This is a genomic window from Cochlodiniinecator piscidefendens (genome assembly GCF_011326755.1).
In the GTDB taxonomy this organism is placed as follows: domain Bacteria; phylum Pseudomonadota; class Alphaproteobacteria; order Rhodobacterales; family Rhodobacteraceae; genus Cochlodiniinecator; species Cochlodiniinecator piscidefendens.
In genome coordinates this window covers 54,578-80,713 of the sequence record NZ_JAAOIE010000006.1, presented here as the reverse complement: position 1 = coordinate 80,713, position 26,136 = coordinate 54,578, and the positions used below count along the sequence as shown (strand labels likewise).

General features: G+C 51.8%; 25 protein-coding genes. 8 read left to right on the top strand and 17 right to left on the bottom strand.

What is annotated here, in order from left to right; translation table 11 throughout:
• Positions 1–106 precede the first annotated feature (106 nt).
• Complete coding sequence (locus G9C99_RS14895; protein ID WP_166418317.1) at positions 107–439, top strand: NIPSNAP family protein; 333 nt, start codon at positions 107–109, stop codon at positions 437–439.
• Positions 440–449: 10 nt separating this feature from the next.
• Here the strand turns inward: G9C99_RS14895 and G9C99_RS14890 are convergent, their stop codons facing one another.
• Both G9C99_RS14890 and G9C99_RS14885 read right to left on the bottom strand, forming a co-directional pair.
• A complete protein-coding gene (locus G9C99_RS14890; RefSeq protein WP_166418316.1) occupies positions 450–1,454 on the bottom strand; it encodes a GlxA family transcriptional regulator in 1,005 nt (334 codons plus the stop codon).
• A 56-nt stretch (positions 1,455–1,510) separates the two neighbouring features.
• Positions 1,511–1,780, bottom strand: coding sequence for a DksA/TraR family C4-type zinc finger protein (locus G9C99_RS14885; protein ID WP_166418315.1), 270 nt, complete (start codon positions 1,778–1,780; stop codon positions 1,511–1,513).
• Between the two features lie 143 nt (positions 1,781–1,923).
• On the opposite strand from G9C99_RS14885, the gene G9C99_RS14880 reads away from it, so the two are divergent.
• Positions 1,924–2,388 (top strand): GNAT family N-acetyltransferase, encoded by a 465-nt coding sequence (locus G9C99_RS14880; RefSeq protein WP_331460015.1) that lies wholly within the window; start codon positions 1,924–1,926, stop codon positions 2,386–2,388.
• Positions 2,389–2,410: 22 nt separating this feature from the next.
• Here the strand turns inward: G9C99_RS14880 and G9C99_RS14875 are convergent, their stop codons facing one another.
• From G9C99_RS14875 to G9C99_RS14860, 4 genes are read right to left on the bottom strand one after another with little or no spacing between them, the layout of a single operon-like run.
• The gene (locus G9C99_RS14875; protein ID WP_166418314.1) at positions 2,411–2,977 is read right to left on the bottom strand and encodes a sarcosine oxidase subunit gamma; all 567 of its coding nucleotides are present in this window, start codon (positions 2,975–2,977) and stop codon (positions 2,411–2,413) included.
• Positions 2,970–5,927 (bottom strand): sarcosine oxidase subunit alpha family protein, encoded by a 2,958-nt coding sequence (locus tag G9C99_RS14870; protein ID WP_166418313.1) that lies wholly within the window; start codon positions 5,925–5,927, stop codon positions 2,970–2,972. The genes G9C99_RS14875 and G9C99_RS14870 overlap by 8 nt, the downstream gene beginning before the upstream one ends.
• Positions 5,924–6,211 carry a sarcosine oxidase subunit delta gene (locus G9C99_RS14865; protein WP_166418312.1) on the bottom strand — a complete coding sequence of 96 codons (288 nt, stop codon included), beginning with the start codon at positions 6,209–6,211 and terminating at the stop codon, positions 5,924–5,926. The genes G9C99_RS14870 and G9C99_RS14865 overlap by 4 nt, the downstream gene beginning before the upstream one ends.
• Before the next feature lie 14 nt (positions 6,212–6,225).
• Entirely contained in the window at positions 6,226–7,476 is a 1,251-nt protein-coding gene (locus G9C99_RS14860; RefSeq protein WP_166418376.1) for a sarcosine oxidase subunit beta family protein, read from the bottom strand.
• A gap of 251 nt (positions 7,477–7,727) precedes the next feature.
• Between G9C99_RS14860 and G9C99_RS14855 the strand changes: the two genes are divergently transcribed.
• Complete coding sequence (locus tag G9C99_RS14855; protein WP_166418311.1) at positions 7,728–8,156, top strand: group II truncated hemoglobin; 429 nt, start codon at positions 7,728–7,730, stop codon at positions 8,154–8,156.
• 51 nt (positions 8,157–8,207) lie between these two features.
• Here G9C99_RS14855 and G9C99_RS14850 read toward each other — a convergent pair whose 3' ends face one another.
• Both G9C99_RS14850 and G9C99_RS14845 read right to left on the bottom strand, forming a co-directional pair.
• Positions 8,208–8,423 (bottom strand): hypothetical protein, encoded by a 216-nt coding sequence (locus G9C99_RS14850; protein WP_166418310.1) that lies wholly within the window; start codon positions 8,421–8,423, stop codon positions 8,208–8,210.
• Between the two features lie 11 nt (positions 8,424–8,434).
• The gene (locus G9C99_RS14845; RefSeq protein WP_166418309.1) at positions 8,435–9,811 is read right to left on the bottom strand and encodes an ammonium transporter; all 1,377 of its coding nucleotides are present in this window, start codon (positions 9,809–9,811) and stop codon (positions 8,435–8,437) included.
• 332 nt (positions 9,812–10,143) lie between these two features.
• Between G9C99_RS14845 and G9C99_RS14840 the strand changes: the two genes are divergently transcribed.
• Genes G9C99_RS14840 through G9C99_RS14825 form a run of 4 tightly spaced genes read left to right on the top strand, consistent with a single transcriptional unit; the run spans position 10,144 to position 13,977 of the window.
• Complete coding sequence (locus G9C99_RS14840) at positions 10,144–11,289, top strand: aminomethyltransferase family protein (RefSeq protein WP_166418308.1); 1,146 nt, start codon at positions 10,144–10,146, stop codon at positions 11,287–11,289.
• A gap of 54 nt (positions 11,290–11,343) precedes the next feature.
• Positions 11,344–11,940: a dimethylamine monooxygenase subunit DmmA family protein gene (locus G9C99_RS14835; protein ID WP_166418307.1), complete on the top strand. Its 597-nt coding sequence runs from the start codon at positions 11,344–11,346 to the stop codon at positions 11,938–11,940.
• A complete protein-coding gene (locus G9C99_RS14830; RefSeq protein WP_166418306.1) occupies positions 11,937–12,899 on the top strand; it encodes a PDR/VanB family oxidoreductase in 963 nt (320 codons plus the stop codon). Before G9C99_RS14835 ends, G9C99_RS14830 begins: the two co-directional genes overlap by 4 nt.
• 10 nt (positions 12,900–12,909) lie before the next feature.
• Positions 12,910–13,977: a heme-dependent oxidative N-demethylase family protein gene (locus tag G9C99_RS14825; RefSeq protein WP_166418305.1), complete on the top strand. Its 1,068-nt coding sequence runs from the start codon at positions 12,910–12,912 to the stop codon at positions 13,975–13,977.
• 30 nt (positions 13,978–14,007) lie between these two features.
• On the opposite strand, the gene G9C99_RS14820 is transcribed toward G9C99_RS14825, so the two are convergent.
• Positions 14,008–14,664, bottom strand: a complete 657-nt coding sequence (locus G9C99_RS14820; protein WP_166418304.1) for a helix-turn-helix domain-containing protein — start codon at positions 14,662–14,664, stop codon at positions 14,008–14,010.
• Between the two features lie 246 nt (positions 14,665–14,910).
• Between G9C99_RS14820 and G9C99_RS14815 the strand changes: the two genes are divergently transcribed.
• Entirely contained in the window at positions 14,911–15,930 is a 1,020-nt protein-coding gene (locus tag G9C99_RS14815) for a YeiH family protein (protein ID WP_166418303.1), read from the top strand.
• 52 nt (positions 15,931–15,982) lie between these two features.
• Here G9C99_RS14815 and G9C99_RS14810 read toward each other — a convergent pair whose 3' ends face one another.
• The 8 genes from G9C99_RS14810 to G9C99_RS14775 form a co-directional block, all read right to left on the bottom strand.
• The gene (locus G9C99_RS14810; protein WP_166418302.1) at positions 15,983–17,134 is read right to left on the bottom strand and encodes an aromatic ring-hydroxylating oxygenase subunit alpha; all 1,152 of its coding nucleotides are present in this window, start codon (positions 17,132–17,134) and stop codon (positions 15,983–15,985) included.
• A gap of 89 nt (positions 17,135–17,223) precedes the next feature.
• A complete protein-coding gene (locus G9C99_RS14805) occupies positions 17,224–18,237 on the bottom strand; it encodes a succinylglutamate desuccinylase/aspartoacylase family protein (RefSeq protein WP_166418301.1) in 1,014 nt (337 codons plus the stop codon).
• A 56-nt stretch (positions 18,238–18,293) separates the two neighbouring features.
• A complete protein-coding gene (locus tag G9C99_RS14800) occupies positions 18,294–19,814 on the bottom strand; it encodes a trimethylamine methyltransferase family protein (RefSeq protein ID WP_166418300.1) in 1,521 nt (506 codons plus the stop codon).
• Between the two features lie 114 nt (positions 19,815–19,928).
• On the bottom strand, positions 19,929–22,340 hold the full coding sequence (locus G9C99_RS14795; RefSeq protein ID WP_166418299.1) for an FAD-dependent oxidoreductase: 2,412 nt from the start codon (positions 22,338–22,340) through the stop codon (positions 19,929–19,931).
• 69 nt (positions 22,341–22,409) lie between these two features.
• On the bottom strand, positions 22,410–22,547 hold the full coding sequence (locus G9C99_RS14790; protein WP_166418298.1) for a hypothetical protein: 138 nt from the start codon (positions 22,545–22,547) through the stop codon (positions 22,410–22,412).
• Between the two features lie 54 nt (positions 22,548–22,601).
• A complete protein-coding gene (locus G9C99_RS14785; RefSeq protein WP_166418297.1) occupies positions 22,602–24,257 on the bottom strand; it encodes an ABC transporter ATP-binding protein in 1,656 nt (551 codons plus the stop codon).
• 1 nt (position 24,258) lies between these two features.
• The gene (locus tag G9C99_RS14780; RefSeq protein ID WP_166418296.1) at positions 24,259–25,122 is read right to left on the bottom strand and encodes an ABC transporter permease; all 864 of its coding nucleotides are present in this window, start codon (positions 25,120–25,122) and stop codon (positions 24,259–24,261) included.
• Entirely contained in the window at positions 25,119–26,072 is a 954-nt protein-coding gene (locus tag G9C99_RS14775; RefSeq protein ID WP_166418295.1) for an ABC transporter permease, read from the bottom strand. The genes G9C99_RS14780 and G9C99_RS14775 overlap by 4 nt, the downstream gene beginning before the upstream one ends.
• Positions 26,073–26,136: the final 64 nt, after the last annotated feature.

Here is a 26,136-nt window from a genome sequence, read left to right as displayed (position 1 = left end):
AAAGAAACTTTGTTTCCTCTGAGGCATTAAATGCAAAGATCGCATCCTTGCGGAAGCTGCAACCATCGCGCATGTTGAACCGAACAAATTGGGGAAAGACGCAGCAATGATCATAGAAATCCGCCACTACACCCTGAATTCCGGACAGCGCGAAGCGTTTATTGAATTCTTTGAACATAAGAACCGGGATGCTTTGCGGGATGCGGGTATGTTGGTCTTTGGTCCTCTGCGCGATCTCGAAAATCCGGACAAAGTCCATTGGATGCGCGCCTTTACGTCGCTCGCTGAACGCGAAAAAATAAAAGGCGGGTTTTATGATGGGCCTGTTTGGAACACATCCATTGAACCCATAGCAATGCCTATGATCGCCCATTATGAGGCCGATTTAACAGAGACAACCGAAGGGTTCGAAAACTTTACGGGTACCAAAACCCTATAGGCTGCACGACCTAAAGGGACGGCAACGGCAGGTTATCTCTGATCCGAAATTGGTTGAGTTGATTGCGATCTTCCTGTGGTGTCACCCCAAACTGCGCACGATAATGCTGCGAGAGCGTTGTCGAGCTTGCGTATCCAACCGCCTGCGCGATCTCGACCATCGGTTCACGCGAATACAAAACCAGTTGTCGCGCCGCGTTCATACGCATCCGGCGATAATAAAGCAGCGGACTATAATCTGTCGCCGCTTTGAAGTTACGCTCAAGTTGCCGGGCAGAAACGCCAATCGCGTCAGCAACATCTTGAACACCTATGGGATGTTCCAAATTTTCAGCAAACATTTCAACGGCACGCGCCACGGTTTCAGGCAATGCGTCCGCAGTGGTATCATTTCGAAATGCCGGGATTTTCTGCTGCACACCGCGTTCACGAATATAAGGGTGCTGAAACCAGCAGGCCACCTCGGTCATGATCGCATCACCCATCGTTTCACCGATTATATGCAATGCCATATCAAACATCGCCCCAGACCCCGCAACCGTATAACACCGCCGGTCGGTCACCAACACATCGTCATTTGTTTCGATCTTCGGAAACTCTGACTGAAACGCTGCTTTATAGCACCAATGAATAGAACACACATGATCATCCAGAATACCCGATCGCGCTAAGGGAAATACACCGCCTGAAACGGCCCCAAGGATCATACCATGGCGTGCAAATCTCCGAATACTGCCATTCCCAAAGCTCGCGTCCTGAAACGCACCTGTTGGACTGGACAGTAAAAAAAGCATGTCCAAATCATTGGCCTCACGAAGGGAAATATCAGGCTGAAACATAACACCTGCACTGGCTTCGACGCCTTGCCCGTCTTCTGAAATTACCTTCCAAACAAAACTTTTGGTGCCATCGATTTCGTTTGCTGCCCGCAGAGGCTCAATCGCCGAGGTCAAGCAGGCCATCGGAAACCCCGGAAAAATAAGAAAACCAAGTGTGATGGTATCGGTATTGGGCATGTCTACTCTTTCAAAAATATCGCCAACTCGGCGGAGCGGCCCGCTTTATTTTGTCGTTACTTTAACTGGCTGTCTTTTGATCCGCGGCGATTAATGCCGCCACGTTGTTGATAGGCAGCGTCGCGTTCCCGCACACAGTCAATGCATAGTTTTACGCCAGGGATCGCGACGCGCCGGGCTTCGGGAATTTCTTCTTCGCATTCGGCACAATGAGTGAAGCTTTCACCCACGGGCTGCGCCTTGGCTTTCATCCGTGCCAATTCGTCTGAAACGGATGCTTCGATCTGTTCACTTACCGCGCCATCGCGCGCCCATCCACCGGCCATGCGGACCTCCCTTGTATGTTGATACTGTGCCAATCCAACGCGTGATAAGCAACGGGACGCTTGATAAAACTACGTCAGCTGTGCAGGAATACAAATTAAGAATTTTCCCCAGCGACATCTATCATTTGATTAAGGAACACCACGTGCAAATCATCACACACGCACCAACTGATCCTGATTTAACTGACGTCCTCACGCTCATGCAGGTAAGTTTTGCCTATATGGACGGGCGCATTGATCCGCCCTCTTCGATCCATAGGCTGACATTAAATGACCTGAAAGAAAAATGCGAAACCGCCTATGTTTGGTCCATTGGTCATCCCTGCGAAGCCTGCGTTGTCATAACACCAATCAAAGACGGACTTTATATAGGAAAACTGGCCGTAGCCGAACAGAGCCGAGGCAAAGGACACGCGCGGCATTTGATAAACGCCGCAACAGGGTTGGGCATCCAACTTGGCTTAAGGTATTTGGAACTGGAAACGCGGGTGGAGTTATCAGAAAATCACGCTGTATTCGAAAAGATGGATTTCCATAAAACAGACAAAACAGCCCATGACGGATATACGCGCCCAACCTCGATCACAATGCGGCGCCTCCTGAAGTAATCAGAGCGCCGCATCGCATATTTTAAATAGCTGACCGCGCCGCCGTAACCAGCGCGTGATGGATAGATTTTGCTGACGATCGCGGTCCAATCACCGCGAATTTATTTGCAGCCTCAAGACACCAGACAAAACAGCCCAAATGTTCTAGCCGCGTGCGGGTCACATCATCCGTTGTCATGCCACGCGCATCAACATTGCAAAGCCGTTCAAAAACATCAGCACAGCGCGGCCCCTCAAGGTCAAACCGACACCATGCGTCTGTTTGCTCCACAACCGAAGCCGTATCACCCATGGCTGATTTAAGCTCAGCGGCCAACAATGTATGTTGATCGTAATCCGCATCAATCATCCATTGCTCTGGTCCCATCCAAAACGCAGAGAACGCATCGCCCACTTCGCTTTTCCCGACAGAAGGCAGTGTAAGCCCTGTGAATTTTGTCGCTTTATCCCCGCAAGCCTTTTCCGCCCCCAACCGCGCACTCAATGACGCAAGCGCGCGTGAGGTTACTTCGCAAATACGCAGACCATCAAACTGATCCACATGTGATTGAGTTCGGCCAAGTGGCGTGATTGCACCTAAATTATGCACGGAGCCGCTCCCCCTCTGGATCGACGAAATGGGCTGAGACCACTTCGAGCTTTATTTCTGTTCCCGCCATCGGATTCACCGCCCTGATGACTTCGCCTTTGCGTTCAAAACCGTTTTTCAGAAAACCGATCCCAATTGAACTGTTCAAAATCGGTGAATACGCGGCTGAGGTGATGTAGCCTTGATCCGCTTCTGCCGACACAACACCCGTGGCATTCATCAACAACGCCCCAGCGGTGACAGGGTCGGCGTCGCTCACGGGTTTAAAGCCGACGAGGTTCAGCGCGTCACCTTCATTCAAACCTGCCCGTTCGCTGAGTGTATTACCGATGCAGTCCTTTTTCTTTGAGACCATCCGCCCCATACCAAGGTTCACTGCTGACGTCGTGCCGTTAAGTTCATTCCCGGCGGCATGGCCTTTTTCGATCCGCATAACACCGAGTGCTTCGGTACCGTATGGGACGACATCAAATTCTTCGCCTGCTTCCATCAGCCTTCGCACCAACGCATCGCCATATCGTGTTGGTACCGCGATTTCATAGGCCAACTCCCCGGAGAAAGAGATCCGGAAAAGCCGGGCCCGCAAGCCGCCGCAAACGGTGATTTCACCGCAAGCCATAAACGGAAAGCCCTCGTTGCTTAGGTCATAATCCGCGTCCACAACCTTTTGCAAAAGCTTCCGCGCGTTTGGCCCTGCCACCGCATACTGCGCCCAGGCCTCGGTCGTTGAAATAAGTTGTACATCCAGATCAGGCCACAAGCATTGGCGTGCAAATTCCATGTTGCGATACACAAGAACCGCGTTTGCCGTCGTTGTTGTCACCACAAAATGATCCTCAGCCAAACGCGCTGCGGTGCCGTCATCATACGCAATGCCGTCTTCGCGTAACATCAAACCATAGCGGACCTTCCCGACAGGAAGTTTGCCAAAGGCATTTGCATAAATGTGGTTCAGGAACACCGCCGCATCGCGCCCCTGGACATCAATTTTGCCCAAAGTGGTCACATCACACACCCCAACCGATTTGCGCGTTGCCAGAACTTCGCGATCCACCGATTGCCGCCAATGCGTTTCACCAGCCTTCGGAAACCACTGCGCCCGGAGCCAATTGCCAACCTCGACAAATACAGCACCCTGCTCAGAGGCCCATTTATGGCTGGGGGTTTCGCGTGTTGGGTGGAACTCCATGCCAACAGACCGCCCGGCGATCGTGCCCATCGCCACAGGTGTATAAGGTGGGCGGAAAATAGTGGTACCGGTTTCTGGGATAGATTTCCCGGTCATTTCGGCCATCACGGCCAACCCACCCATATTGGACGTTTTGCCCTGATCCGTTGCCATACCCAATGTGGTGTAGCGTTTCAGATGCTCAACCGACACAAAGTTTTCCTGATGGGCGAGCTTCACATCTTTGACCGTGACGTCATTTTGCTGATCAATCCACGCGCGGCCTTTGCCCTCCTTGACGTACCAAAACGGTGTCAGATTTGTTGGCGCATCTTCTGCTGTTGATCGTTCCCCAACTTTTGCGTCAATATTCAACGCGGCCAATGCAGACACGGCCGCGTTTGCCCCACCCGACAGGGCTGCGTCAGTCGAAAACTGCCCCATAGCTGCCCCTGCAACCGTCAAACCGGCAGGCAAGTCCCCACCGGGCACAAAAGCCGCAATGGTTTCATCCCACACAGGTTTGCCGCGCTGATGGCATGTCATATGCGCGTTTGGATTCCATCCACCCGATACCGCCAAAGCGCCGCACGAGATTTTACGGGTTTCGCCATTTTGCAACCGAATGGTGATAGACTTCAGGCCAAGCCGACCCGCGCTATCCACGACTTGCGCGCCTGCGAACAGTTCTGCACCGTCAACCCGTGGCGCATCAGGGCGCACGTCAATCACCGCCGCCACATTCACACCTTTGGCCTGCAAATCCGCAACCGTACGATGGCCGTCATCATTGTTGGTAAAGACCGCAACATCCTGCGCAGGCGTGGCCGCCCAACGATTCACAAAACTGCGCACAGCACCAGCCATCATCACACCGGGACGGTCATTGTTTTCAAACGCAATCGGGCGTTCAATCGCACCAGCGCATAGCAAAGCTTGCTTAGAATAAATCCGCCAGAAAATCTGCCGTGGCTTTCCCGCATCCGGCATCGCGATGTGATCAGACACACGTTCCACCGCACCATAAATACCGTGATCATAAGCGCCCACAATGGTTGTGCGTGGCATGATCCGAACATTTGGCAATGCCGCCAATTCAGCCTGAGCCTGCACAACCCAATCTGTCCCCGCCATGTTATCAATCGCGTGGCTTTCGCCGTTCAGTCGACCCCCAAGAACAAAGTCCTCTTCTGACAAGATCACGCTGGCACCCGCACGCCCTGCGGTCAACGCCGCCGATAAACCCGCCGGGCCTGCGCCAATAATCAGCAGATCACAATGCAAGAACCCTTTGTCATAGGCGTCTGGATCGTCCTCAAACGAAATACTGCCCAAACCAGCGGCCTTGCGAATAATGGGTTCATAAATCTTTTCCCAAAACGCAGCGGGCCACATAAAGGTTTTGTAATAAAACCCCGCGCTTAGGAAATTGCTAAACCGGTCATTGATCGCCATGAAGTCATACTTCAGTGACGGGAACCTGTTTTGGGAATTGGCTGTTAAACCGTCAAACAACTCGGCAACGGTGGCGCGCGTGTTTGGTTCCTGACGGCCGCCTGTGCGCAGTTCAACCAATGCATTTGGTTCTTCAGATCCGGCGGTCAACAGCCCGCGCGGTCTGTGGTATTTAAACGAACGCCCCAGCAACTGCACATCATTCGCCATCAACGCAGACGCAAGTGTGTCGCCCTGAAACCCGGTGTAGGATTTGCCATCAAAGGTGAAGTTCAGCGGGGTGTTGCGAACAATTTGACCGCCGCTCAATCGATTGCGTTGGGTCATTTTTCTGCCCCTCTTTGCCGTGCGACATCACGGGCCAATTCTACATTTGTAATTTCGTGCGTCACGGTATTTCGCGTCACAACAAGCCAAGAACGATCGCCGATTTCATGAAACCAAAGTTCACGATGAACGCCAGCCGGATTATCACGCAGATACATGTAATCGTGGAAATCTTGCGCGGCGGTTTCTGATTGCCAATCTGGCCGGTCAAGAAGGCTCACGTCGCCCAAATAGGTGAATTCCTGCGCGTCGCGGGGCCCAAGTAGCGGATGGTTTATAATCATAGTCTGTACCCCTATTAGTGCAGGTTGGGCTGTGCGCCCTGCCCTTTTTCATCAATCATGTGACCGCTCATGAACCGATCCAACCGATAGGCTTTGGCGACCTCATGCGGGGTGTCTGTGCTCAGCAGATGCGCAAAACACAGGCCAGAGGCCGGCGTGGCTTTGAACCCGCCGTAACACCAGCCACCGTTGAAATAGAGCCCCTCAATATGGGTTTTATCAATGAAAGGTGAGCCATCCATCGACATGTCCATCACACCGCCCCAACCACGCAACATCCGCACACGGCCAAGCGCCGGGATCAGTGATATCCCGCTTTCGATAACATCCTCGACCACGGGTAAACTGCCGCGCTGCGCATAGCTGTTGTAGCCATCCAAATCGCCGCCAAACACCAGACCGCCTTTGTCTGATTGGCTGCAATAAAAATGCCCCGCACCATAGGTGATCACACCCGGCATTACGGGCTTTAGCCCCTCAGACACAAACGCCTGAAGCACATGGCTTTCGATGGGGAGGCGCATGTTTGCCTTGGCCATCAAACGCCCGGAAGACCCGGCAACCGCGCAGCCCACTTTGGTCGCACCGATGAACCCGCGCGAGGTTTCGATGCCTAAACATTTGCCGTCTTCGATCTTAAATCCGGTCACTTCGCAGTTCTGGATAATGTCCACACCGCGGCTGTCCGCACCGCGCGCATATCCCCACGCCACGGCGTCATGGCGCACTGTTCCGCCTCGGCGATGTAACAACCCGCCTTTGATTGGAAAGCGCTGATTGTCAAAATTCAAAAACGGATAAAGCGCGCGCACACCGTCCTGATCTAACAACTCCGCGTCAGACCCATTCAGGATCATCGCATTCCCACGCCGGCGTGCCGCGTCGCGTTGCGCATCTGAATGCACGAGGTTCAGAATGCCCCGCTGTGAAACCATGGCGTTGTAGTTGAAATCTTGCTCCAACCCTTCCCACAGTTTCAACGACAGCTCGTAAAACGGGCCGTTTCCTTCGAGCAAATAGTTTGAGCGAATGATCGTCGTATTCCGCCCAACATTCCCGCCGCCGATCCAGCCTTTTTCAATCACCGCGATGTTTTTCTCACCATATTTTTTGGCAAGGTAATACGCAGTGGCAAGCCCATGACCGCCACCACCAATGATCACGATGTCATAATGCTTTTTCGGTTCCGGGTCACGCCAATGGGGTTTCCACCCTTTGTGTCCGGTCAGTGCTTCTTTTATTACTCTCAGGCCTGAATAACGCATGTGGTCCTCATTCATCTCCGTCATAAGGGTGACTCTTTTCCCAACAAATCAAAGGGGCGTTTCGGACTTTGAGCCTTCGAAATCCGACATGGAGACAAGCTCATTGTAAAATAAACGCGTGAATCCGACATCCGCGCAGCATGTAATTTGCCTTTTCTCCTTTAAATTTTCGCTTTCCCTTTTGACTTCGACAACCAAAGTATTTGCGCTAAATCAAAGAACAATCCGAAGAAACATGGGTACACTGCATAATGGAACAAACAGCACACACCCTTCTGGACCGCATCGGCGGTGAAGTTGCCGTAAAAAGGCTCGTTGAAACTTTTTACGACCTTATGGAATCAGACCCAGAGGTTTACGAACTCCATCGTCTTCATTTCCGCGGACATGGTTTGAACCTCACCCGGTCTGAGCAGTTTAATTTTCTGACTGGGTTTTTTGGGGGGCGTCGCTATTACATCGAAAAACATGGGCATATGAATTTACGCCAAATTCATGAACACATTCCCATCCGCAGCGCCGATGTTGAAATGTGGTTAGAACTCATGGATCGCGCGCTGGAGCAATGCGATATGCGTGGCCCAGATATTGAAAAGATTCGCGCCACGTTACGCCGAGCGGCTTTAACACTTATCAATGATCTCCCGGATTGGCGCACGGGTGACGAAACCACACCCTAACAAAAAAAGCGCAGCGAATTCTCGCTGCGCTTTGTCATACCTGTGGTCAGATCAGTATTTCTCGACCAGCTCTCGCATTTTTTCCGGGTCTCCGGCTTTGCGTGCTTCTTCTAGATGCGCGCTTTCACGAGTATATTGAATGCGATGCCAACCGATCCAAAACGCCAGCCCAAGCAGAAACAAAATAAATTCGGAGCCTTGGAAAGGGTAGACCGGGCCTACTTCGGCCAAATCCACGGCCCAGCTGTCATATCCTATAGTCGACATAATCTATCTCCTTATTTTGCATCTGCAGCTTGGGCGGCCAAGCGGCGTTTGTCTGCTTCGATAATATCAGCCTTCGCATCTTCGTAGGCGTGATGTTCTGCGTAATCCAAGCCCTGCAGTTCGACTTCTGGCGGGATACGAAGAACCCCAGCCATCGCTTGCAGTTTGGCCAGGCCCCAACCAGGAAGGAAACCCAATAGACCAAACATGATTACTGCGCCGATGATTTGGCCGACTGGATTGATTGCAGCATACCCATCGTAAGGTGATGATGGCGCGCCCCAAAGCATAAAGCCAGCAATGATCAGACCAACAACACCGGAATACCCGTGTACCGCAACAGCGCCAACCGCATCGTCCAGCTTGAATTTACGCTCAACCCAGTAGTGCAGTTTGTACACGATGACGACGCCAACAGCACCAACCAACATCGCTTGAATCGGGTGATACAAATCGTTGCCCGCAGAGGCTGTGATGATCCCAGCAAGCCCACCAGAAAACGTCCAGAATGCATCGCCTTTTGAAACCACATATGCAGCCATCAAACCACCTGACAAAGACATCAAGAAGTTAAAGGTAATCGCTGACAATGTTGTCGGTGAAAGATAAATGTTGGTTGCAGTCCATGTGGTGCCCACAATTTGACCATCGATAACTTCAGGTGAGATAATCGGCACGTTGCACGCCGCATAAAAACCCCAAAAGCCTGTATAGATCAAAAAGATACCGATCGTCAGCATCCATGGATTATGCGGAGGAATATCGCGCGGTGTGCCATCTTTGGCGAATTTGCCCAGACGAGGACCAAGGACCATAATAACGCCCAACGCATAACCACCTGCAATCGCGTGAATAACACCAGACGCATACGCATCGTGATAGCCAAGCACTTTGACCATCCAGCCATCCCAGTGCCAGCCCCATGCCGCATCAATGATCCACCAAACAGAACCGATCATCACAGCATGCAACCAGAGCGCGCTAGAACGAATCCGTTCAATCACCGATCCAGACACAATCGAGGCAGCCGTCCATGAGAACAGCAAAAACGCCGCCCAGAAGACACCCGTAATCCGGTCACCCAAATGGGTACCCATGTTTTCAGACCATGGCGTATAAGGTGCCCCAGCTTCGTAACCGATCCCGCCCATGCCGGGAAACGCGTTCGGGAAAGCCCAGTAAATCCACCAACCAAAGAAGAAGAAAGTCACTGTAACCAACGGAATAATCATAACGTTCTTCATCAGAGTGTGCATGTGATTTCGCCGTCGGCTCGCGCCCACTTCGTACATACAGAACCCCACGTGAATTAGAAACATAAATACAATGGTCACCCAGTAGTAGAACTCGGTAAACACTGTTGTTAGTGCATTAAGATTGCCGTCCACAATTATTTCTCCCTGTTCGCCGTTTTATTGTGTTTTGTATTCCTGTTAAGAAAATGATTATCTTAAGGGGATAACTTCTTTGGCCATCTGTCAACAAAATTGTGCGATCAGGAGCATCTGACCGGATTCAAAACGACGCACCATCTTAATTTTGCGACGTCATTTTTCACTCAAACCATCCTATATTTAATGCCCAAACGCGTAGAAATACGGCAAATTTAACGCCAAAAATGTTTCTTTGTGGGAATATTTTACATACTGAGGGGGTTGATTTTCAATTTCACATCTGCCTCAATGCTTTCAAAATCAAACTAGAACAGGGAAACGACGCAATGGCCATTTTATGGAGAACATCAGCGTTGGCGCAGCGCCATGCGGAAATTGGCGGTGAGCTTGAGGACTGGAATGGCATGGGGACAGCTTGGTTTTATGACCACACCCCGGAACGGGCCACGGCGGATTACGAAACTGTCCGTACCAAAGCCGGTTTAATGGATGTGTCTGGCCTAAAGAAAGTCCATGTTGTTGGTGAACATGCAGCACAGGTTATTGATCGCGTAACCACGCGTAACGTAGAAAAAATCATGCCTGGCCGTTCTACATACGCCTGCATCTTGAACGATGAAGGCAAGTTTATCGACGATTGCGTCATTTATCGTCTTTCCGTGAACTCATGGATGGTCGTGCACGGCACTGGCACTGGTACCGAACAACTGACCGCAGCCGCCGCTGGGAAAAACTGCGCCGTCATTTTTGACGATGATCTGCATGATATGTCTTTGCAGGGCCCTGTCGCTGTTGATTTCTTAGCACAGCATGTCGAGGGGATTCGCGATCTTGCCTATTTCGGCATTATGCAAACAAAACTGTTTGGCCGTGCTGTCATGATTTCTCGTACTGGTTACACGGGTGAACGCGGATATGAAATTTTCTGTCAGGCCAAAGACGCCGTTCACATCTGGGATAACATTCTTAAGGGCGGCAAAGACATGGGCATCGGCCCTGTACAATTTTCCACGCTCGATTTGCTGCGCACCGAAAGCTATCTCCTCTTCTTCCCCGGCGATAACTCAGAAACCTATCCGTTTGCGGATGAGCCTTGCGGTGACACCCTCTGGGAACTTGGGCTTGAGTTTACAGTATCACCCGGCAAAACCGGATTTATCGGGGCTGAAAACCACTACGCCGCTCAAGGCAAAGAGCGCTTTAAAATCTATGGTGTGCGCCTAGAGGGCACCACACCCGCCGACGAAGGCGCCGACCTGCTGCAAAACGGCGAAAAAGTCGGTGTTGTCACGTTTGGCATGCATTCAAACCTGAACAACCACAATGTCGGGATCGCACGGATGCCTGTTGATTGCGCCACCCCCGGCACGCAGCTCACAGTTAGAAATAGCGACGGAACGGAAATCGCAGCGACGGCCGAAGAGATGCCGTTCTACGACAAAGACAAATCGATCCGCACCGCAAAGGGTTAAAACGATAAGGTCACGCAAACACATTGCGTGGCCTTATTTGTATCAGAGGACGCTATGGCAAAATTCGAATTTCCTCCATCTATATTAAGTCGCCCGGTTTGGGGCAGGCTTGAGGCTCGATCTGGCAAAAGCCACCTAATGATTGCAGATGCAGAAGGCGCAGAAGCCATTCTTGACATCGCGACGCCTGAATTGATGGAAAACACCCACATCATTTACATTCCCAAGGGGGCAAACCACGCAGATAAATTGCGCGCGTTGGCCCCCGCCCAATTCTATGAAGGCCCATCCTATGATGCTTCGGTTCAACGCATTCGCCGCGTTCTTTCCGGGGCCCATATGGGGTTGCAGGTTTATCTAACAGGCACCGAAAGCCTCATGGGACAAGCCATGCGAGAAACCTCAACTGCGGGTATTCCGCATTCGGCTGTCCAAACAGAACATCGTGGTTCTGTTGCGCGGCGCATGCAATGTGTGCACTGCAAAGGTATCACCGAAGATGTTGAACTTGACCCCTTTGTTTGTTCCCACTGCGGTTTAAACCTTTTTGTGCGGGATCATTATTCGCGACGCCATGCAGCCTATCAGGGCGTCTGTGTTGATGCCGAAGACCACGGCAATATACCCGAGCCAAAGGGGATCTACGAATGAGCGGTGCAGAGAAGATCAAAGTCAAAGTCACCGAAATCACCCCCATCAATGAATTGGTAACGCGGTTCCGATTTACGCAGATCAATGGCGAATTGCTTCCGACCTTTTCTGGTGGGGCGCATACGGTTGTTGAAATGGACGACGGTGGCATTACCCGTCTTAATCCTTATTCACTGATGTCCGATCCGTATGATCAATCATCTTACACAATATCCGTTCGCCGCGATGACGAAGGGCGCGGTGGCTCATTGTTTATGCACAACAACGTCACCGTTGGGGACGAGATGACAATCAGCTACCCGGTGAATCTGTTTTCGCTAGACCTACGCGCTGACAAACATCTGTTCATCGCTGGTGGTATTGGGATCACGCCCTTTTTAGCGCAGATAAAACAATTAGAACGTTTTAACGGCAACTGGGAACTCCACTACGCTTGCCGGAGCGAAGCCTTGGGATCATATGTTAATGTGTTAACGGATCGACACCCAAATGAAACTCATATCTATTATGATGATCAGTCTCAGGCGATTAATCTGGTAAACCTTCTGGATGGCCAACCGTTGGGCACGCATGTTTATGTGTGTGGCCCCAAGGGAATGATCAACTGGGTACGCAAAACCGCCGAAGATGCAGGTTGGCCGCGCGACAATATCCACTACGAAGAGTTCCTCGCGCCACAACCCGGCAAACCCTTTGAGGTAAAGCTCGCGACGTCAAACAAAGTCATTCAGGTCGGCGAACACGAAAGCCTTCTAGAAGCGATGGAACGCGAAGGTGTTGATGCGCCTTATCTCTGTCGTGGCGGTGCCTGCGGCCAATGCGAAACCCACGTAATTGGCTACGACGGACAATTCATTCATCGCGACCACTGGCTTGATGACGATGAACACGCCAGCGGTGAAAAAATTATGCCCTGCGTGTCACGGTTTGAGGGCAAGACCCTCGTGCTTGACCGCTAAGGAGGTCCTCATGACAATACAATTCAACGACGAAACCTTCCGCGACGATTACTCATTTCGTAATTCAGAATGGGCGATCAAACGCTTTCCGTTTCCGTTTCACGAAGACAGCTACATGTATTCGGTCAACATGGAACAACACAGAGGTGGTCCAGCCGGGTCTGTTTACGAAAAACGGTTCGATGTAGATGAACACTACCTCGCAGAGATGAAAGATCGTGCTCTTGTTTTGGATCAGGATCCGCTGCGCTGTCAGTCCCTACCCCACATGACATTGGCCGGGTGGGATTTGCTAGAATTGATCATGGAATGCAAATCCGAAGACTACCCTGATCTGTTCGAACTACATCGTAACGGCAACACGTGGCGCTGGGTCAACAAGCCCATGGGCATCGACGATACGTTTACATTCTTGGACGAAACGACACTGCCCTATGGCCCGATGGAATATATTACCCGTCAGGCCCAAGGTGACTTTGCGGTGTTGGATCAGCGCGATGATATGCTGTGGATGGATGCCGGCATGATCACGACACAAGCTGACTGGTCATTGGATTTCGACATCGGCATGAATTTTTTCGAATGGCATGCGCCTGTTCCGCTCGCCCATGAAAAGGGTATTTTTATTCGCGCCCTAAAGTTCTTGCTCAATATTCAGCAAGGTGCACCTGCCAGACGCTTAAACTGGACGATGACGGTCAATCCATTGCTGGATACCAGCCCAGAAAACTACCACAAATGGGGCATCCAAAAAACGGAACTTTCCCCAGAAAACATAGGCCATAAACAGCACCTGCGGGTGGAATTGCAAACCTTCTATCGTTTGCCGCGGTCCAACGCGCTGGTCTTTCCGATCCGCTGTTATCTGTGCAATTTTCAGGACATGATGACCATGCCCAAATGGGGCCGCCGTTTGCATCGCGTCATTCGTGATCTGCCGGATGAGTTGGCAACTTATAAAGGGTTTATTGATAACAAACCTATGATGCTCGATTATCTCAGTCAGTTTGACGATGGACAACCGACATCGCCCGGCATTTGGCCTGATCAGGAAACCGAACCACCGCTACAAAAATAAACCTATTGGCTTGAACCGGAATGGTCTGGTTCAAGCATTCTGCGGATAGCTGATAATCGACAAATACCGTGCGGGCAGTTCAACCAGTTTTTCAGGCCCATGCGGGGCATCTGCATCGAAGAACAATGTATCACCCGGCGCGAGCGGATAAACACCCTCACCGTGGCGGTAGTCCACTTTTCCCTCAAGCATATAAATCGTTTCAATCCCACCGTGTTGGAACGTCGGGAAAACATCCGATTCAGCATTCAACGTGATCAAATAAGGTTCTACAATAACCCCTGATGCGTTTGCCCCAATATGCCCAAGAAGATTATATTGATGATTGGCGCGCGTGCCCTCACGCTCTAATTCAACGCCTTCGCCCGACTTTGTATGAACCGCCTCTCTTCGCTCTTCGAACCTACGGAAAAAGCTCGTCAAAGGGACAGAAAGCGCATTGGCAAGTGTTTGCAATGTCGTCAACGACGGAGAAATATTACCGTTTTCAATCTTTGACAGCATCCCGATCGATAACCCGGTGATCTGCGCGAGCTCTGCAACGGTCAAACCTTTTTGACGACGGAATGCGCGCACCTCTTTACCTATCGCCACCTCGAGAACTTTTTCTCGTTCTTCCGTGCGCATGCTGTGTGGGTTTTGAGTTAGGTTCGCGACTGTTTTCGCGTTGGCTGTGTCTGCGGTCATGCCGAAATTGCCCTGTAATTCTTCGTGGTCTCAATACACAAATTATGCTGTGTATCCATGAATATAAATTTACTGCATTCACTATATATTTTTCCTGAGAGGAAAACAATCGCACCCGAATGGGTCTCTTCCCTTCTGGCCGGTCGCGCTATAGAAAACCATCAATATCGCCACGCAAAACGTAGCTCTCGCCATAGCACACCTCTTCCTTAACGCTCATGACACAGCACAAAGATTGCAAACCATATGCCTAACTTTCAGCTTAACACCCTTTCAACAACAGTACGAACACTGTTCCCCGGTTTCTTAATTGCAGCCCTCATTGCACTTTCAGCGCAATTTATTTCAGAGCACTACGGCGCACCTGCGATGCTAATGGCGCTGCTGTTTGGCATTGCATTGAATTTTTTGTCGGAGGAAGGCCCCTGCAAAGCAGGTATTGCATTTTCCGCGCGCACAGTCCTTCGCTTTGGGGTTGTCTTACTTGGAATGCGCATAAGTTTTGAGATGGCAGCGGGTTTGGGTTGGCCGATTGTTGGCCTCGTTGCCGCCGGTCTCATTTCAACCATCATATTTGGTATGCTCATCGCGCGCTTTACCGGGCATGGGCCGCGATTTGCCTTTTTGTCTGCAGGTTCCGTCGCAATTTGCGGTGCCTCTGCTGCGATGGCAATCGCCGCAATTTTACCCCAAGATGACCGCAGCGAAGAGCGACTGGTTTTTACTGTCGTCGGGGTCACGTTGTTGTCCACAATCGCAATGATCCTTTATCCAATTTTTGCCGTTATGCTGGGATTTTCAGATCAGACTGCAGGGGTGTTCATCGGCGCGACAGTACATGACGTCGCGCAAGTGGTCGGCGCGGGATTTTCCGTTTCTCAAGAAGCCGGTGATATCGCCACGATCGTCAAACTGATCCGCGTTGCTATGCTTGCCCCGATCATTTTGGTCGCTTCTATCATTATCCGCCGGCTTGCTACTTCGACAAACGAAACGGGGCAGAGACCCCCGATCATCCCGGGTTTTGTGGCCGGGTTTATCATTGTTGTTGTGGTAAACTCGTTTGGGCTGATCCCCGGTGCGGTTATCACGCTTTCGTCCGAGCTTTCCCGTTGGGCGCTCTTGACTGCGATCGGCGCAGTTGGGTTAAAAACATCACTGAGAGAAGTGGTAAAGGTCGGCTATCCAGCAATTATCCTGCTGGTTGCAGAAACAGTCTTTATCGCATTGTTTGTGATTGGCGGGCTCAAACTATTAGCCGCCTAACATCGCTTTCCCCTGCGTTTGAATAGCAAATGCAGGGGAAGTTTTGCTAGATTTAGTCGCTCAGTTCCAGATCCGCGCCCAATCGTTTTCCCATATAACTCAGGAAATCCCAAATCGTGCCTTCCAAATCATCAGGCGCCAACGGCCCAGTTTGGTAGTAGCGCGTATTCTGGGCCTTTTGTAACGTCTCAAGCTTATCTTTGTCTTCGGCGTTGAAGGACTTGCAAAGATCAATATAGGCAACGACCTCAGGGTCGGTTGGATCGGTTTTCAGGCCACAAATTCCCCAGCGAATGGAAACTTTGTCAGAATCGGTGGGCCGCAAGCATAGATAAAGCGTATAATTTGCTGCAACCGCGACCACGAAACTCGGAAAGACATTGAACAACACGGAATTGTTGCGTTCATCCTCTGTCATATCTTCATGAAACGGTCCGCGTGGTGGGTAATCCGGGTCATAATAAGATCGATAAGCGGTCCAACGCTCTTCTCCCGGAACCTTGCGACACAGTTGCGTTGGCGTCATGGGTTGCAACGTTGTTGGGTGCGTAGCAAACAGGTGATACCCTTCCATGAAGTTTTCGGTCAGGTTTTTCCAATTGGTGTGCCACACAGCCTCATCTTTAAAGAGAAGATTTCGCTGTTCGTGGTGATAGTTCTGCAAAATGCTCTGCAGCCCGCCCAACTGTTCAGCCAAAGGCGCAGCCATGCCATCGAGGTTCACAAAGATAAAGTTGTTCCAGATCTCTGTTTTCAACTGCGGTAATTTGCAGCCCTTCACGTCGAACTTGGTTTTTTTCTTCATCAGTGGTGCAGTCTTTAGCTGACCATCGGTGTTGTATGTCCACGCGTGATATTGGCACACAAACGATCGGCGATTACCGCTGGCCTGTGCCTCGACCAAATTCCCGCGATGGCGGCACACATTGGACAACACATAGATTTCGCCATCATGGCCGTGCGAAATCAGCAACTGTTCCCCGACCAGTTCCGTCGTGTAAAAATCGCCCGGATTGGGGATTTCACCAACATGTCCGAGACAAATCCATTCCTTACGAAAGATATGTTCTTTCTCCAACTCAAGAAAGTCTTCTGAGGTGTAAAAGCTCGGTGGCATTGTGCGCGCTTGCTCTTGGTCAAGCGCCTTGAGGGCGGTCAATTCCTGACGCAAAGCATTCACGGACCTGGCTTGGGTGACAGTCATGCGATTCCCTTACTGCGGTTCATCTGTGATCACAGTTTTCTAACATGACTTCCACAACCCTGCAAAGCGAAAACTCAGCTCTGTTTATACTATTTATGCATTTCGCTTACTGGGATTTCGCGGGTTACCATGCACAAATGATCGCCGGGCTCAACCAAAGGATTGCGCCGACACACCGCGACCACCCCATTTTGGCCTGCCAATACACGCTCGGGGGGTGCCCCAAAGTTGTGAACATCAAACACGGTGCCAACATGATCACCCTGCCGGACCTCATCCCCAGGCGACACATGAAGCTGCGCAAGCCCGTGATGCCCTGTGGTGCCAAAACTACAACCCGCCCCAACATCGATAAAACGCGTTGTCAGCCCTTCGCTCGGGTTATCAATCAGACCGAGATGGGTCAAAACGCGGTTCGTAGCCGCCCACCCGGTTTGAAAAGACGCTTGAGAAAACCGCCCCATGCCGCCCAATTCACAGGATAAGAAACGGGTGTTTTGGTTATAGGCCGCCGTATCAAAATCGCCGCCGGTTCCGTCAATCGTGGCCACCATTGTAAAAGGCGCACCAAAGACTTCGGCCAGTTCCAAGTTTGCGGCATTCTGCACTGCGTCCGGTCCAACGCACAAAAACCCGCAATCCACATATTCCGCCGTTGTTCCCCCAGAATGGAAATCCAAAATTGCATCTGCCATCGGGATAAGATGTGCATCGACAAACGCCGCGATGGCCTTTGTTGGCCCGGCGTTGGTCGCGCCGGGAAAACTGCGATTCATGTTGCCACCATCCAACGGCGAAACCCGGGCGCGATCCAGCACAGCCGGGGTATTCAGGGCGGGTAAAAAGATCAATCGCCCCTGAACCTGATCCGGTGACAATTGCTGCATCAGTTGATGCAGAATGACCTGACCTTCGTATTCATCGCCATGATTGCCCGCCGTCAGCATCACGGTTGGGCCCGCGCCCCCCTGTATCACACCGACGGGCACCCGCACCGCGCTAAAGGCATGGCGGTGATCTGAATGGGTCAGGTCGATAAACCCGTTTCGCTTACCGGGTGTGTCGAAGTCAAAAGAAGTGTGAACTGGGCCGTGGGTTCGCATTGCGGTTCCTATTGGTTGTAGCAGGGTCTGTAGATCATCCCTGTTGATGCATTGCACTATGCATCGGGACGGATTTCTGTTTTGCGTTTGGCGACATACGCCTCGAGTTCTTCTTCAACTGCGGGGTCGATCGCCGGCTTTTCGTAGTCGCGCAGCAATTGCTTCCAAACGGTGTTAGCGCGTTCGGTGGCCGTTTTTGCCCCATCGTCGCGCCATGTTTCATAGTTGCGCCAATCTGACAGGATTGGGCTGTGAAACGCGGTTTCATATCGGGCAAGCGTATGCGCCGTGCCAAAGAAATGCCCGGACGGGCCTACTTCAGCGATCGCCTCCAAACCTAAGGCATCGTCACTTAGGTCAATGGGGTCCAACAACGCCGCCTGCATCTGAAGCAATTCGGCGTCCAGAATTAGCTTTTCAAAGGAACAGGTCAATCCACCCTCTAGCCATCCACCAGCGTGCATCATCACATTGATATGGCCCTGAATACAGGCATTGATCGACATGTCAGATTCATAGGCGGCCTGTGCATCTACACAAGGCGAAGCCGTGGTGTTGGATGACCGAATGGGCAAACCATAGCGCCGCGCCATTTGCCCCGAAACAATCACCGACTGCGCATATTCTGGCGTGCCAAACGCAGGCGATCCGGTTTTCATATCAACATTGGATGTGAAGTGCCCATAAAACACAGGCGCCCCGCGACAGGCCGCCTGCCCCAAAACGATCCCAGCCAAGGCTTCAGCATTTTGCTGCACCAATGATCCGCCAATGGTGGCCGGACTCATCGCGCCAGCAAGCGTAAAGGGCGTCACGTGGATCGGTTGGCCTGCACGGGCAAATTCGATCAGACCTTCGGCTTGGCTGTCATCCAGCAAAAGTGGGGAATTCGTATTGATCCCACCGATAATACCCGGATTTTGCCGTAAACCTTCATCGTCGGTTTGCAGCGCGATCTTTGCCATTTCGATGCAGTCGCGCGCACGTTCGGCTGAGTTCAACCAACAGGGCTGCCACCCTTTATCGCATAACGTCGTCTGCGCGAGCATCATATCCAAATGCCGCGATTCAGGTGGGAGCTCTAACGGTTCGCACCCTGCCCCGCCTTCGTGGTGGAAAATGTTCAGCATCGACGACAGTTTTACAAAATCACGCATGTCGTTCAGGGTGCCGGCGCGGCGCCCCCGATCCAGATCAGACACAAACGACGGCCCCGATACCGTTGCAAACGTCAGAGAGTTGCCGCCAACTGTTACGGTTTTTGCTGGATTACGCGCGTGAATGGTAAATTCAGACGGGATACCTGTTAGCATTTCCTCGACCAAAGCCGGATCAAACCGCACCCGGTTTGTGTCACGGTCGATATCTGCACCAATGCCAGACAGCAGATCAAGCGCAACGTCACTATCAACGCGAATGCCAACATCGCGTAGAATTTTGAGACTGGCGTGGTGAATAACCTCAACCTGATCGGCTGAAATCATCTCAACCGGTGCAAGTGGATTGCGCACTTCTGAAAAAGGGCGTTGTGAAAACCCGGTGTTACGGGCGGTACGGTTGGAACGGCGACGAGCCATGAGCGATCTCCTTGAGTTGAAACGGTTTGGGGGAATAATCCCCCAACACGCCAACCCAAGTTTCCGAGTGAATGATTGGTTCGATCCTATCGCTCATGGTTTTGTTTTATCCTATTAGGCCCGCATCCGCGCGCCGGTTGGATCATATAGTGGCTTTGGTTGAAGTTGGGCTGGCCGCAGCTTCCCAAATATTTCAACCGCATATTCTCCACCTTCACGATAGGCATCAGGCTGCACATAGCCAAGCGCAATGTGCTGATCCGTCACCGGCCCCCATCCACCAGAAGAGACATAACCAACAGGCTCACCATCTAGGAAAACGGCTTCATCCCCCCAAATTGCACAGTCTCCGGCATCAACGGTTAAGGTGATCGGCCGTTCGCGGGCTGGTGCGTAGTTTTGCACCGCTTCGCGCCCCACAAATTCACCTTTGTCCAGTTTCACATGGTGCATCATTCCGCATTCATTGGCGAAGTAATCAGAGCTTAGCTCCGTTCCCCATGCCGCAAAGCTTTTCTCAAGTCGCAACATCATCAGGCTACGCAAACCCGATAGCGATAAATCAAGCGCCTGACCCTCAGCCCGTAGAATGTCGAACAGCGCAGCCTGTTTGTCGCGCGGCATATAAAGCTCATACCCCGTTTCGCCAGTATAAGAGACCCGCAAAGTTGTGATGTCACTAACCCCGCCAAGTGTCAGAGTATCCACATCCATGAACCGGAAATTGGCGGTATCCATGTCCCGCTCTGCCAATTGGCTGATCAACGCCTGCGCGTTTGGCCCCGCAATATGCAAACCGGCCAAGTCATCCGATACATTGCGCAAATCCACGCCATCTGCGGGCAGGTATTTTTTGAAATGCCGCATAAATGCCAATTGCATCACGTAAGAGCCAACAACCAAGAAGCGATCATTTCCTAAATTGGAAATTGTGAAATCCCCCTGCAGGCGCCCGGTGTCCGACAACATCCCGCTCAGGGTCATGCGGCCCGGTTTGGGAATCCGATTTGTCATGATCCGGTCGAGCCAGGCCTGCGCATTTGGACCAGACACCTCAAATTTTGCCATATCGGAAAATTCAAACAGACCAACGCCATTGCGCACGCGCTTGCCCTCATCGGCGACAGGTTGCCACCAGTTGGGTTGGCGATAGGTCAGGCTGTCTTTTGCCTCGGTTCCTTTGGGGGCGAACCATGTGGCGTGTTCGCTGCCAAACCCGGTGCCAAACACAGCATTTTCTTGTGCAAGCCGATCATGAACAGGTGACATTTGCTGCGGGCGCGCCACATCAAAACTCTGATAAGGAAAGATTTTTTCAGACCGTTTTTCGTAGAAATACCGCGTCATGTCTTCGGTGTATTTCACATCTACCCATTTGCCAAACCGCGCGACATCCCAATTGAAAATGTCAATTTCAGGTTCACCGCCAATGATCCATTCGGCCAAGACACGACCAATACCACCACCCTGATTAAACCCAGCCATCACACCATTTGCGCAGAAATAATTCCGCAAAGCGGGATGCGGACCGATCAAAGGTGATAGATCAGGGGAGAAAATCATCGGCCCGTTGATCACGCGTTTGACACCAGCCTCACCCAGACAAGGCATGATTTCCACGGATTTCTCAAAGTTCCATTCCATGCATTCCAGATTGTCTGGCAGCAATTCATGGCCGAAATCTTGCGGCGTGCCATCTTTGGCCCAATGGGTCATCTTATCTTCATAAGCCCCCAACAGCATTCCCATGCCTTCTTGCCGTGCATAAGAGCCGGTTTCGTTATCGTTGATCTGTGGCAATTCAAAGCCCAGATTTTCGATCAACGGGATGTTTTCCGTCACCAGATAGTGGTGCTCTACAGGCATGAGCGGCAATTCAACCCCGGCCAAGCGGCCCACTTCGCGCCCCCATAGGCCCGCAGCATTCACGATGTATTCCGCGTGGATCGTGCCTTTTTCTGTCACAACATCCCACGTTCCATCCGCGCGCTGGTTGGTTGCGATGACCGGCGTGTGGCGTTGGATCGTTGCCCCCATCTGGCGGGCGGCCGCCGCAAAGGCCTGCGTGGCCGAGGCCGGGTCAACATGCCCGCCCTCTTCTTCCCAGAACGCCGCGATCATATGATCGGTGTTTAAAACGGGGGCTTTTTCCTTGGCCTCTTCGGGCGAAATGAAATGTCCCTCGATCCCTAAACGGCGACACGCACTTTGCATCATCGCGTTGCTGTCGACTTCGTCTTGGGTGCGGCACACATTGATCCCACCTGTAGAATGAAACCCACAGGCCTGCCCGCTTTGCTCTTCCAACTCACTGTAGATCTGGAAGGTATAGCGGTGCATTTCCGCCGCAGAATTGGGACGCACAACTGTAAACAAACCGCCTGCCGCGTGCCAGCTTGACCCCGAGGTCAGCTCTTGGCGCTCAATGAGCATAACATCAGTCCAGCCATTTTTCGCTAGATGATACAAGACCGAGCAACCGACAACGCCGCCACCGATCACAACAACCCGTGCTGTAGACTTCATGATGTCACCCCCGGTTTGGCCGTGCCGTTGCCGTGCTGCCGGTGGGTGGTTACAAAATTTGTGTTTTTGTCATAGTTGCCGTTTTGACGGCCAATGCAGCGACATGCCATTGCTGATCTCCTGAAACTTGATACCTGATTGCGAAAAAGGATCGCAAAGGGCCCCTGCCCAAGTTTCTTCCATCATCAGCTTGAACGGTTTATTCATCGGGGCCTCCTTTGGCTCAGGTTTCAGTGTCAGCTGAAGCGACGCGATACCGCGTCAGTTCCCATCCAATGCAGCAACGAGTTTGCGCCGCTCTACCACTGCCTCATCAAGCCAATCCGTGCGCATTTCCGGCACAGAGTTCAGAAGCAGTTGCGTGTAGTCATGACAAGGCGGCGTTAGAACCTGATCAACCGATCCCTGTGCAACAATCCGGCCATGACGCATCACCGCGATTTGTTCTGAAATTTTGGATACCGTCGCGATGTCGTGGGTGATGAACATATAGCTCAGGCCCAATTCGTCTTGTAGATCCTCAAGCAGGTCCAAGATTTGCTGCGCCACAATCGTATCTAACGCCGAGGTGATTTCATCACAAATGATCAGCTTTGGTTCTGCCGCCAAGGCCCGTGCAAGATTGACCCGCTGGCGCTGGCCACCCGATAATTCTGGCGGAAACCGCCATGCGAATTCTGTGGGTAGGTCGACACGTTCCAACAGGCGCGCAACTTCTTTGGTTGCCTCTGACTGGGACAGGCCGCGATAAAACATCATCGGGCGGCTTAAAATTTTGTTTAGCTTTTGACGAGGGTTCAGCGCGACATCCGCCATCTGAAACGCGAACTGAATCTGCCGCAATTCATCACGGGACCGCTGCCCAACGCTTTGCGCCAACTGCTGACCATTCAGATGCACGCTGCCGTTTTTGGCCCCCATAAGCCCAGAAATCAATCGGCCCAAAGTGGTTTTACCTGACCCGGATTCACCAATCACACCCACAGTCTCCCCTGCGTGAATGGTCAGATCAATGTCGCGTAACGCGATAATTTCTTGCTTCGCCCCGTAACCTGCTGTCACGTTTTTCACCTGTAACAATGGCGTTTCTTCAGTGGTGGTTATAGGCGGTGCGTGAATTTCGTCGGGCATCAAATGCGCCGCCGCCATCAGGGCCTTTGTGTAATCATGCTGAGGGTCGGAAATAATCTGATCCGTCGTGCCGTATTCAACCATCTGACCATCTTTGAGCACAAGAATATGATCTGCCACCTGCGCGACAAGTGACAAATCATGCGTCACATAGATCGCTGCGGTGTCGTTGTCTTTGATCAGTTTTTTGAAACTCGCCAGCACTTCGATCTGTGTTGTTACATCAAGCGCGGTGGTGGGTTCATCCAAGATCAACAGACGCGGACCGCTAATCATGGCCATCGCCGCCATAAGGCGTTGCAACTGCCCCCCTGACACCTGATGCGGATAGCGTTTTCCGATATTGTCAGGATCAGGAAGTTCCAAATCATTGTAAAGGCGCGCCGCCTTGGCCAAGGCATCTTCGCGTGACATCGCCCCGGTGATCACCGGAATTTCCGTAACCTGTGCATCAATGGTCATGGCACCGTTAAACGATGCCGCGGCGGACTGCGCGACATAGGTGATGTCCTTTCCGCGCAATTCCTGAAGTTTTGGCAACGACTGATCCAGCACCTGCGTGCCGCCCAGATCGACGGTCCCGTTGGTGATGTGACAGCCGGGTCGTGTGTATCCCATACACCCCAGCGAAATCGTTGTTTTACCTGACCCGGATTCCCCGATCAAAGCGATCACTTCGCCCGGTTGCACATCAAAGGAAATGCCATCAACGATCTTAAAAGGTTTACCCTTTTTATCGTAGACCGACACGTCAAGATTACGGACTTTCAAAAGCGGTTCTGACATATCAAATCTCATCTGGCAGTTTTGCGTTGGACCGCTGCAGCAGCCAATCAACAAAAACGTTCATGGAAATAGCGATGAATGCGATCCCAAAGGCGGGATAAAGGGTTGTGTATTCCCCATACAAAAGCGCCTGCATGTTCTCTTTGACCATCACGCCCAGATCGGATTGTGGTGGTTGCACACCAAGCCCAAGGAACGACAGCGCAGAGATAAACAAAATCGCGTAGGTAAATCGGATACCAAATTCAGCGGCCAGCGGTGTCAGCGTATTGGGCAGAACTTCGTGCCAAACGATCCAACCCTTGCCCTCGCCTCGCACAACAGCGGCTTCGACATAATCCATCACCATGATATTCACGGCCAAAGCCCGCGCGACACGAAACACCCGCGTCATGTCAATAAAGGCAAGCGTAAACACCAGCACTACAAAAGATGACCCAAGCGAGTTGATCACAATCAGCGCCAACATCAACGATGGAAAACTCAGCATCGCGTCGTTGATGCGACTCATCCACATGTCAGTGCGGCCCCCGAACGCAGCCGCCAAAAAGCCAAGCCCAACACCTGAAAAGAATGAAAGCAGCGTGATGATCAGCGACAGAGACAACGTCACACGCACCCCGTAGATCAAACGCGATAGAACATCTCGCCCCAGATAATCACTTCCGAGCCACATTTCGGCATTCGGGGGGCTAAAGCTTTCGTTGGTCAGAATGGCAGCCTCATTATAGGGGGCAATCCACGGTGCAAACATCGCCACGAAAAACATCGTGATCAAAAAGACAACACACAGTGCCACACCCGGCGTCAGGTCAGAAACGGCTTCGCGCAGTTCACCTGTCCAAGTTCGGTTTTCAACGATCATTTCTTATACCTCACACGCGGATTGGCCATGATCGACAAGATGTCGGCCGTCATATTCAACAAGACATAGAAAGAACAAAAGATCATCGCGCAGGTCTGTACGATCGGCACATCCCTGTTCGTGACAGCCTCAACCATGTAGCGCCCCAATCCGGGGAAGTTGAACAGGGTTTCAATGACGACAACGCCGCTGATCAAATACGCTAGGTTCAACGCCACTACGTTCACAATCGGACCCAACGCATTGGGCAGCGCGTGACGCAACAACAACCGACGACGTGGCACTCCTTTTAAGATTGCCATTTCAATCGCTGGGCTGCTCAGCACATTCAAAACAGCCGAGCGTGTCATGCGCACCATATGGGCCAAAATTGTAAAGGTCAGCGCCGTCACCGGCAGGATTAAAACGCGTATCCAATCGAACACGTCATAGCTTGGGCGGATTGACGCAATTGCTGGTAGCCAGCGTAGTTTGATCGCAAATATCGTGACCAGAACCACAGCAACCAGAAAATCAGGGAACGAAATCAGCATCAAAGATGTTGAAGTGATCGCCCGGTCCACCAACCCACCCGGTTTAACTGCAGCAGCCAGACCTAATGCAATCGCCAAAGGCACAGCGATCACCGCAGTACTAAGCGCCAACAAAAGCGTATTGCTGGCACGGCGTCCGACCTCAGTGCCAATATCAGCACCATTGGCCAAGGAAGCCCCAAAATCACCCGATACAAAATTCGTCAGCCAAACAAAGTAGCGAACATGTAAAGGCTCATTCAATCCCAAGCGTTCGCGCACTTGGTCCAGTAGCTCTGGCGTAGCATTTTGCCCTAAAATGGCGTGGGCGACGTCGCCCGGTAAAATCTCGGTCCCAACAAAGACCAAGACAGAGACGAACAACAATGTGCCCACCCCAAGCACCAATCGGTGCCGCACTATTTCCCACAGACTCATCCCACTCCCCCTTCGCGCTAGGCCAACCTGGCCGGAGAATGAGGCTAACTGTGATCACAGTTTG

Bases quoted from the DNA above. Each gene is read 5' to 3' on its own strand.
- G9C99_RS14840 (WP_166418308.1), top strand. From the start codon at position 10,144: ATGGCCATTTTATGGAGAACATCAGCGTTGGCGCAGCGCCATGCGGAA.
- G9C99_RS14830 (WP_166418306.1), top strand. From the start codon at position 11,937: ATGAGCGGTGCAGAGAAGATCAAAGTCAAAGTCACCGAAATCACCCCC.
- G9C99_RS14820 (WP_166418304.1), bottom strand. From the start codon at position 14,664: ATGACCGCAGACACAGCCAACGCGAAAACAGTCGCGAACCTAACTCAA.
- G9C99_RS14825 (WP_166418305.1), top strand. From the start codon at position 12,910: ATGACAATACAATTCAACGACGAAACCTTCCGCGACGATTACTCATTT.
- G9C99_RS14870 (WP_166418313.1), bottom strand. From the start codon at position 5,927: ATGACCCAACGCAATCGATTGAGCGGCGGTCAAATTGTTCGCAACACC.
- G9C99_RS14780 (WP_166418296.1), bottom strand. From the start codon at position 25,122: ATGATCGTTGAAAACCGAACTTGGACAGGTGAACTGCGCGAAGCCGTT.
- G9C99_RS14810 (WP_166418302.1), bottom strand. From the start codon at position 17,134: ATGACTGTCACCCAAGCCAGGTCCGTGAATGCTTTGCGTCAGGAATTG.
- G9C99_RS14800 (WP_166418300.1), bottom strand. From the start codon at position 19,814: ATGGCTCGTCGCCGTTCCAACCGTACCGCCCGTAACACCGGGTTTTCA.
- G9C99_RS14860 (WP_166418376.1), bottom strand. From the start codon at position 7,476: ATGCGTTATTCAGGCCTGAGAGTAATAAAAGAAGCACTGACCGGACAC.
- G9C99_RS14885 (WP_166418315.1), bottom strand. From the start codon at position 1,780: ATGGCCGGTGGATGGGCGCGCGATGGCGCGGTAAGTGAACAGATCGAA.
- G9C99_RS14775 (WP_166418295.1), bottom strand. From the start codon at position 26,072: ATGAGTCTGTGGGAAATAGTGCGGCACCGATTGGTGCTTGGGGTGGGC.
- G9C99_RS14865 (WP_166418312.1), bottom strand. From the start codon at position 6,211: ATGATTATAAACCATCCGCTACTTGGGCCCCGCGACGCGCAGGAATTC.
- G9C99_RS14890 (WP_166418316.1), bottom strand. From the start codon at position 1,454: ATGCCCAATACCGATACCATCACACTTGGTTTTCTTATTTTTCCGGGG.
- G9C99_RS14815 (WP_166418303.1), top strand. From the start codon at position 14,911: ATGCCTAACTTTCAGCTTAACACCCTTTCAACAACAGTACGAACACTG.
- G9C99_RS14805 (WP_166418301.1), bottom strand. From the start codon at position 18,237: ATGCGAACCCACGGCCCAGTTCACACTTCTTTTGACTTCGACACACCC.
- G9C99_RS14835 (WP_166418307.1), top strand. From the start codon at position 11,344: ATGGCAAAATTCGAATTTCCTCCATCTATATTAAGTCGCCCGGTTTGG.
- G9C99_RS14790 (WP_166418298.1), bottom strand. From the start codon at position 22,547: ATGAATAAACCGTTCAAGCTGATGATGGAAGAAACTTGGGCAGGGGCC.
- G9C99_RS14785 (WP_166418297.1), bottom strand. From the start codon at position 24,257: ATGTCAGAACCGCTTTTGAAAGTCCGTAATCTTGACGTGTCGGTCTAC.
- G9C99_RS14895 (WP_166418317.1), top strand. From the start codon at position 107: ATGATCATAGAAATCCGCCACTACACCCTGAATTCCGGACAGCGCGAA.
- G9C99_RS14795 (WP_166418299.1), bottom strand. From the start codon at position 22,340: ATGAAGTCTACAGCACGGGTTGTTGTGATCGGTGGCGGCGTTGTCGGT.
- G9C99_RS14850 (WP_166418310.1), bottom strand. From the start codon at position 8,423: ATGTCGACTATAGGATATGACAGCTGGGCCGTGGATTTGGCCGAAGTA.
- G9C99_RS14855 (WP_166418311.1), top strand. From the start codon at position 7,728: ATGGAACAAACAGCACACACCCTTCTGGACCGCATCGGCGGTGAAGTT.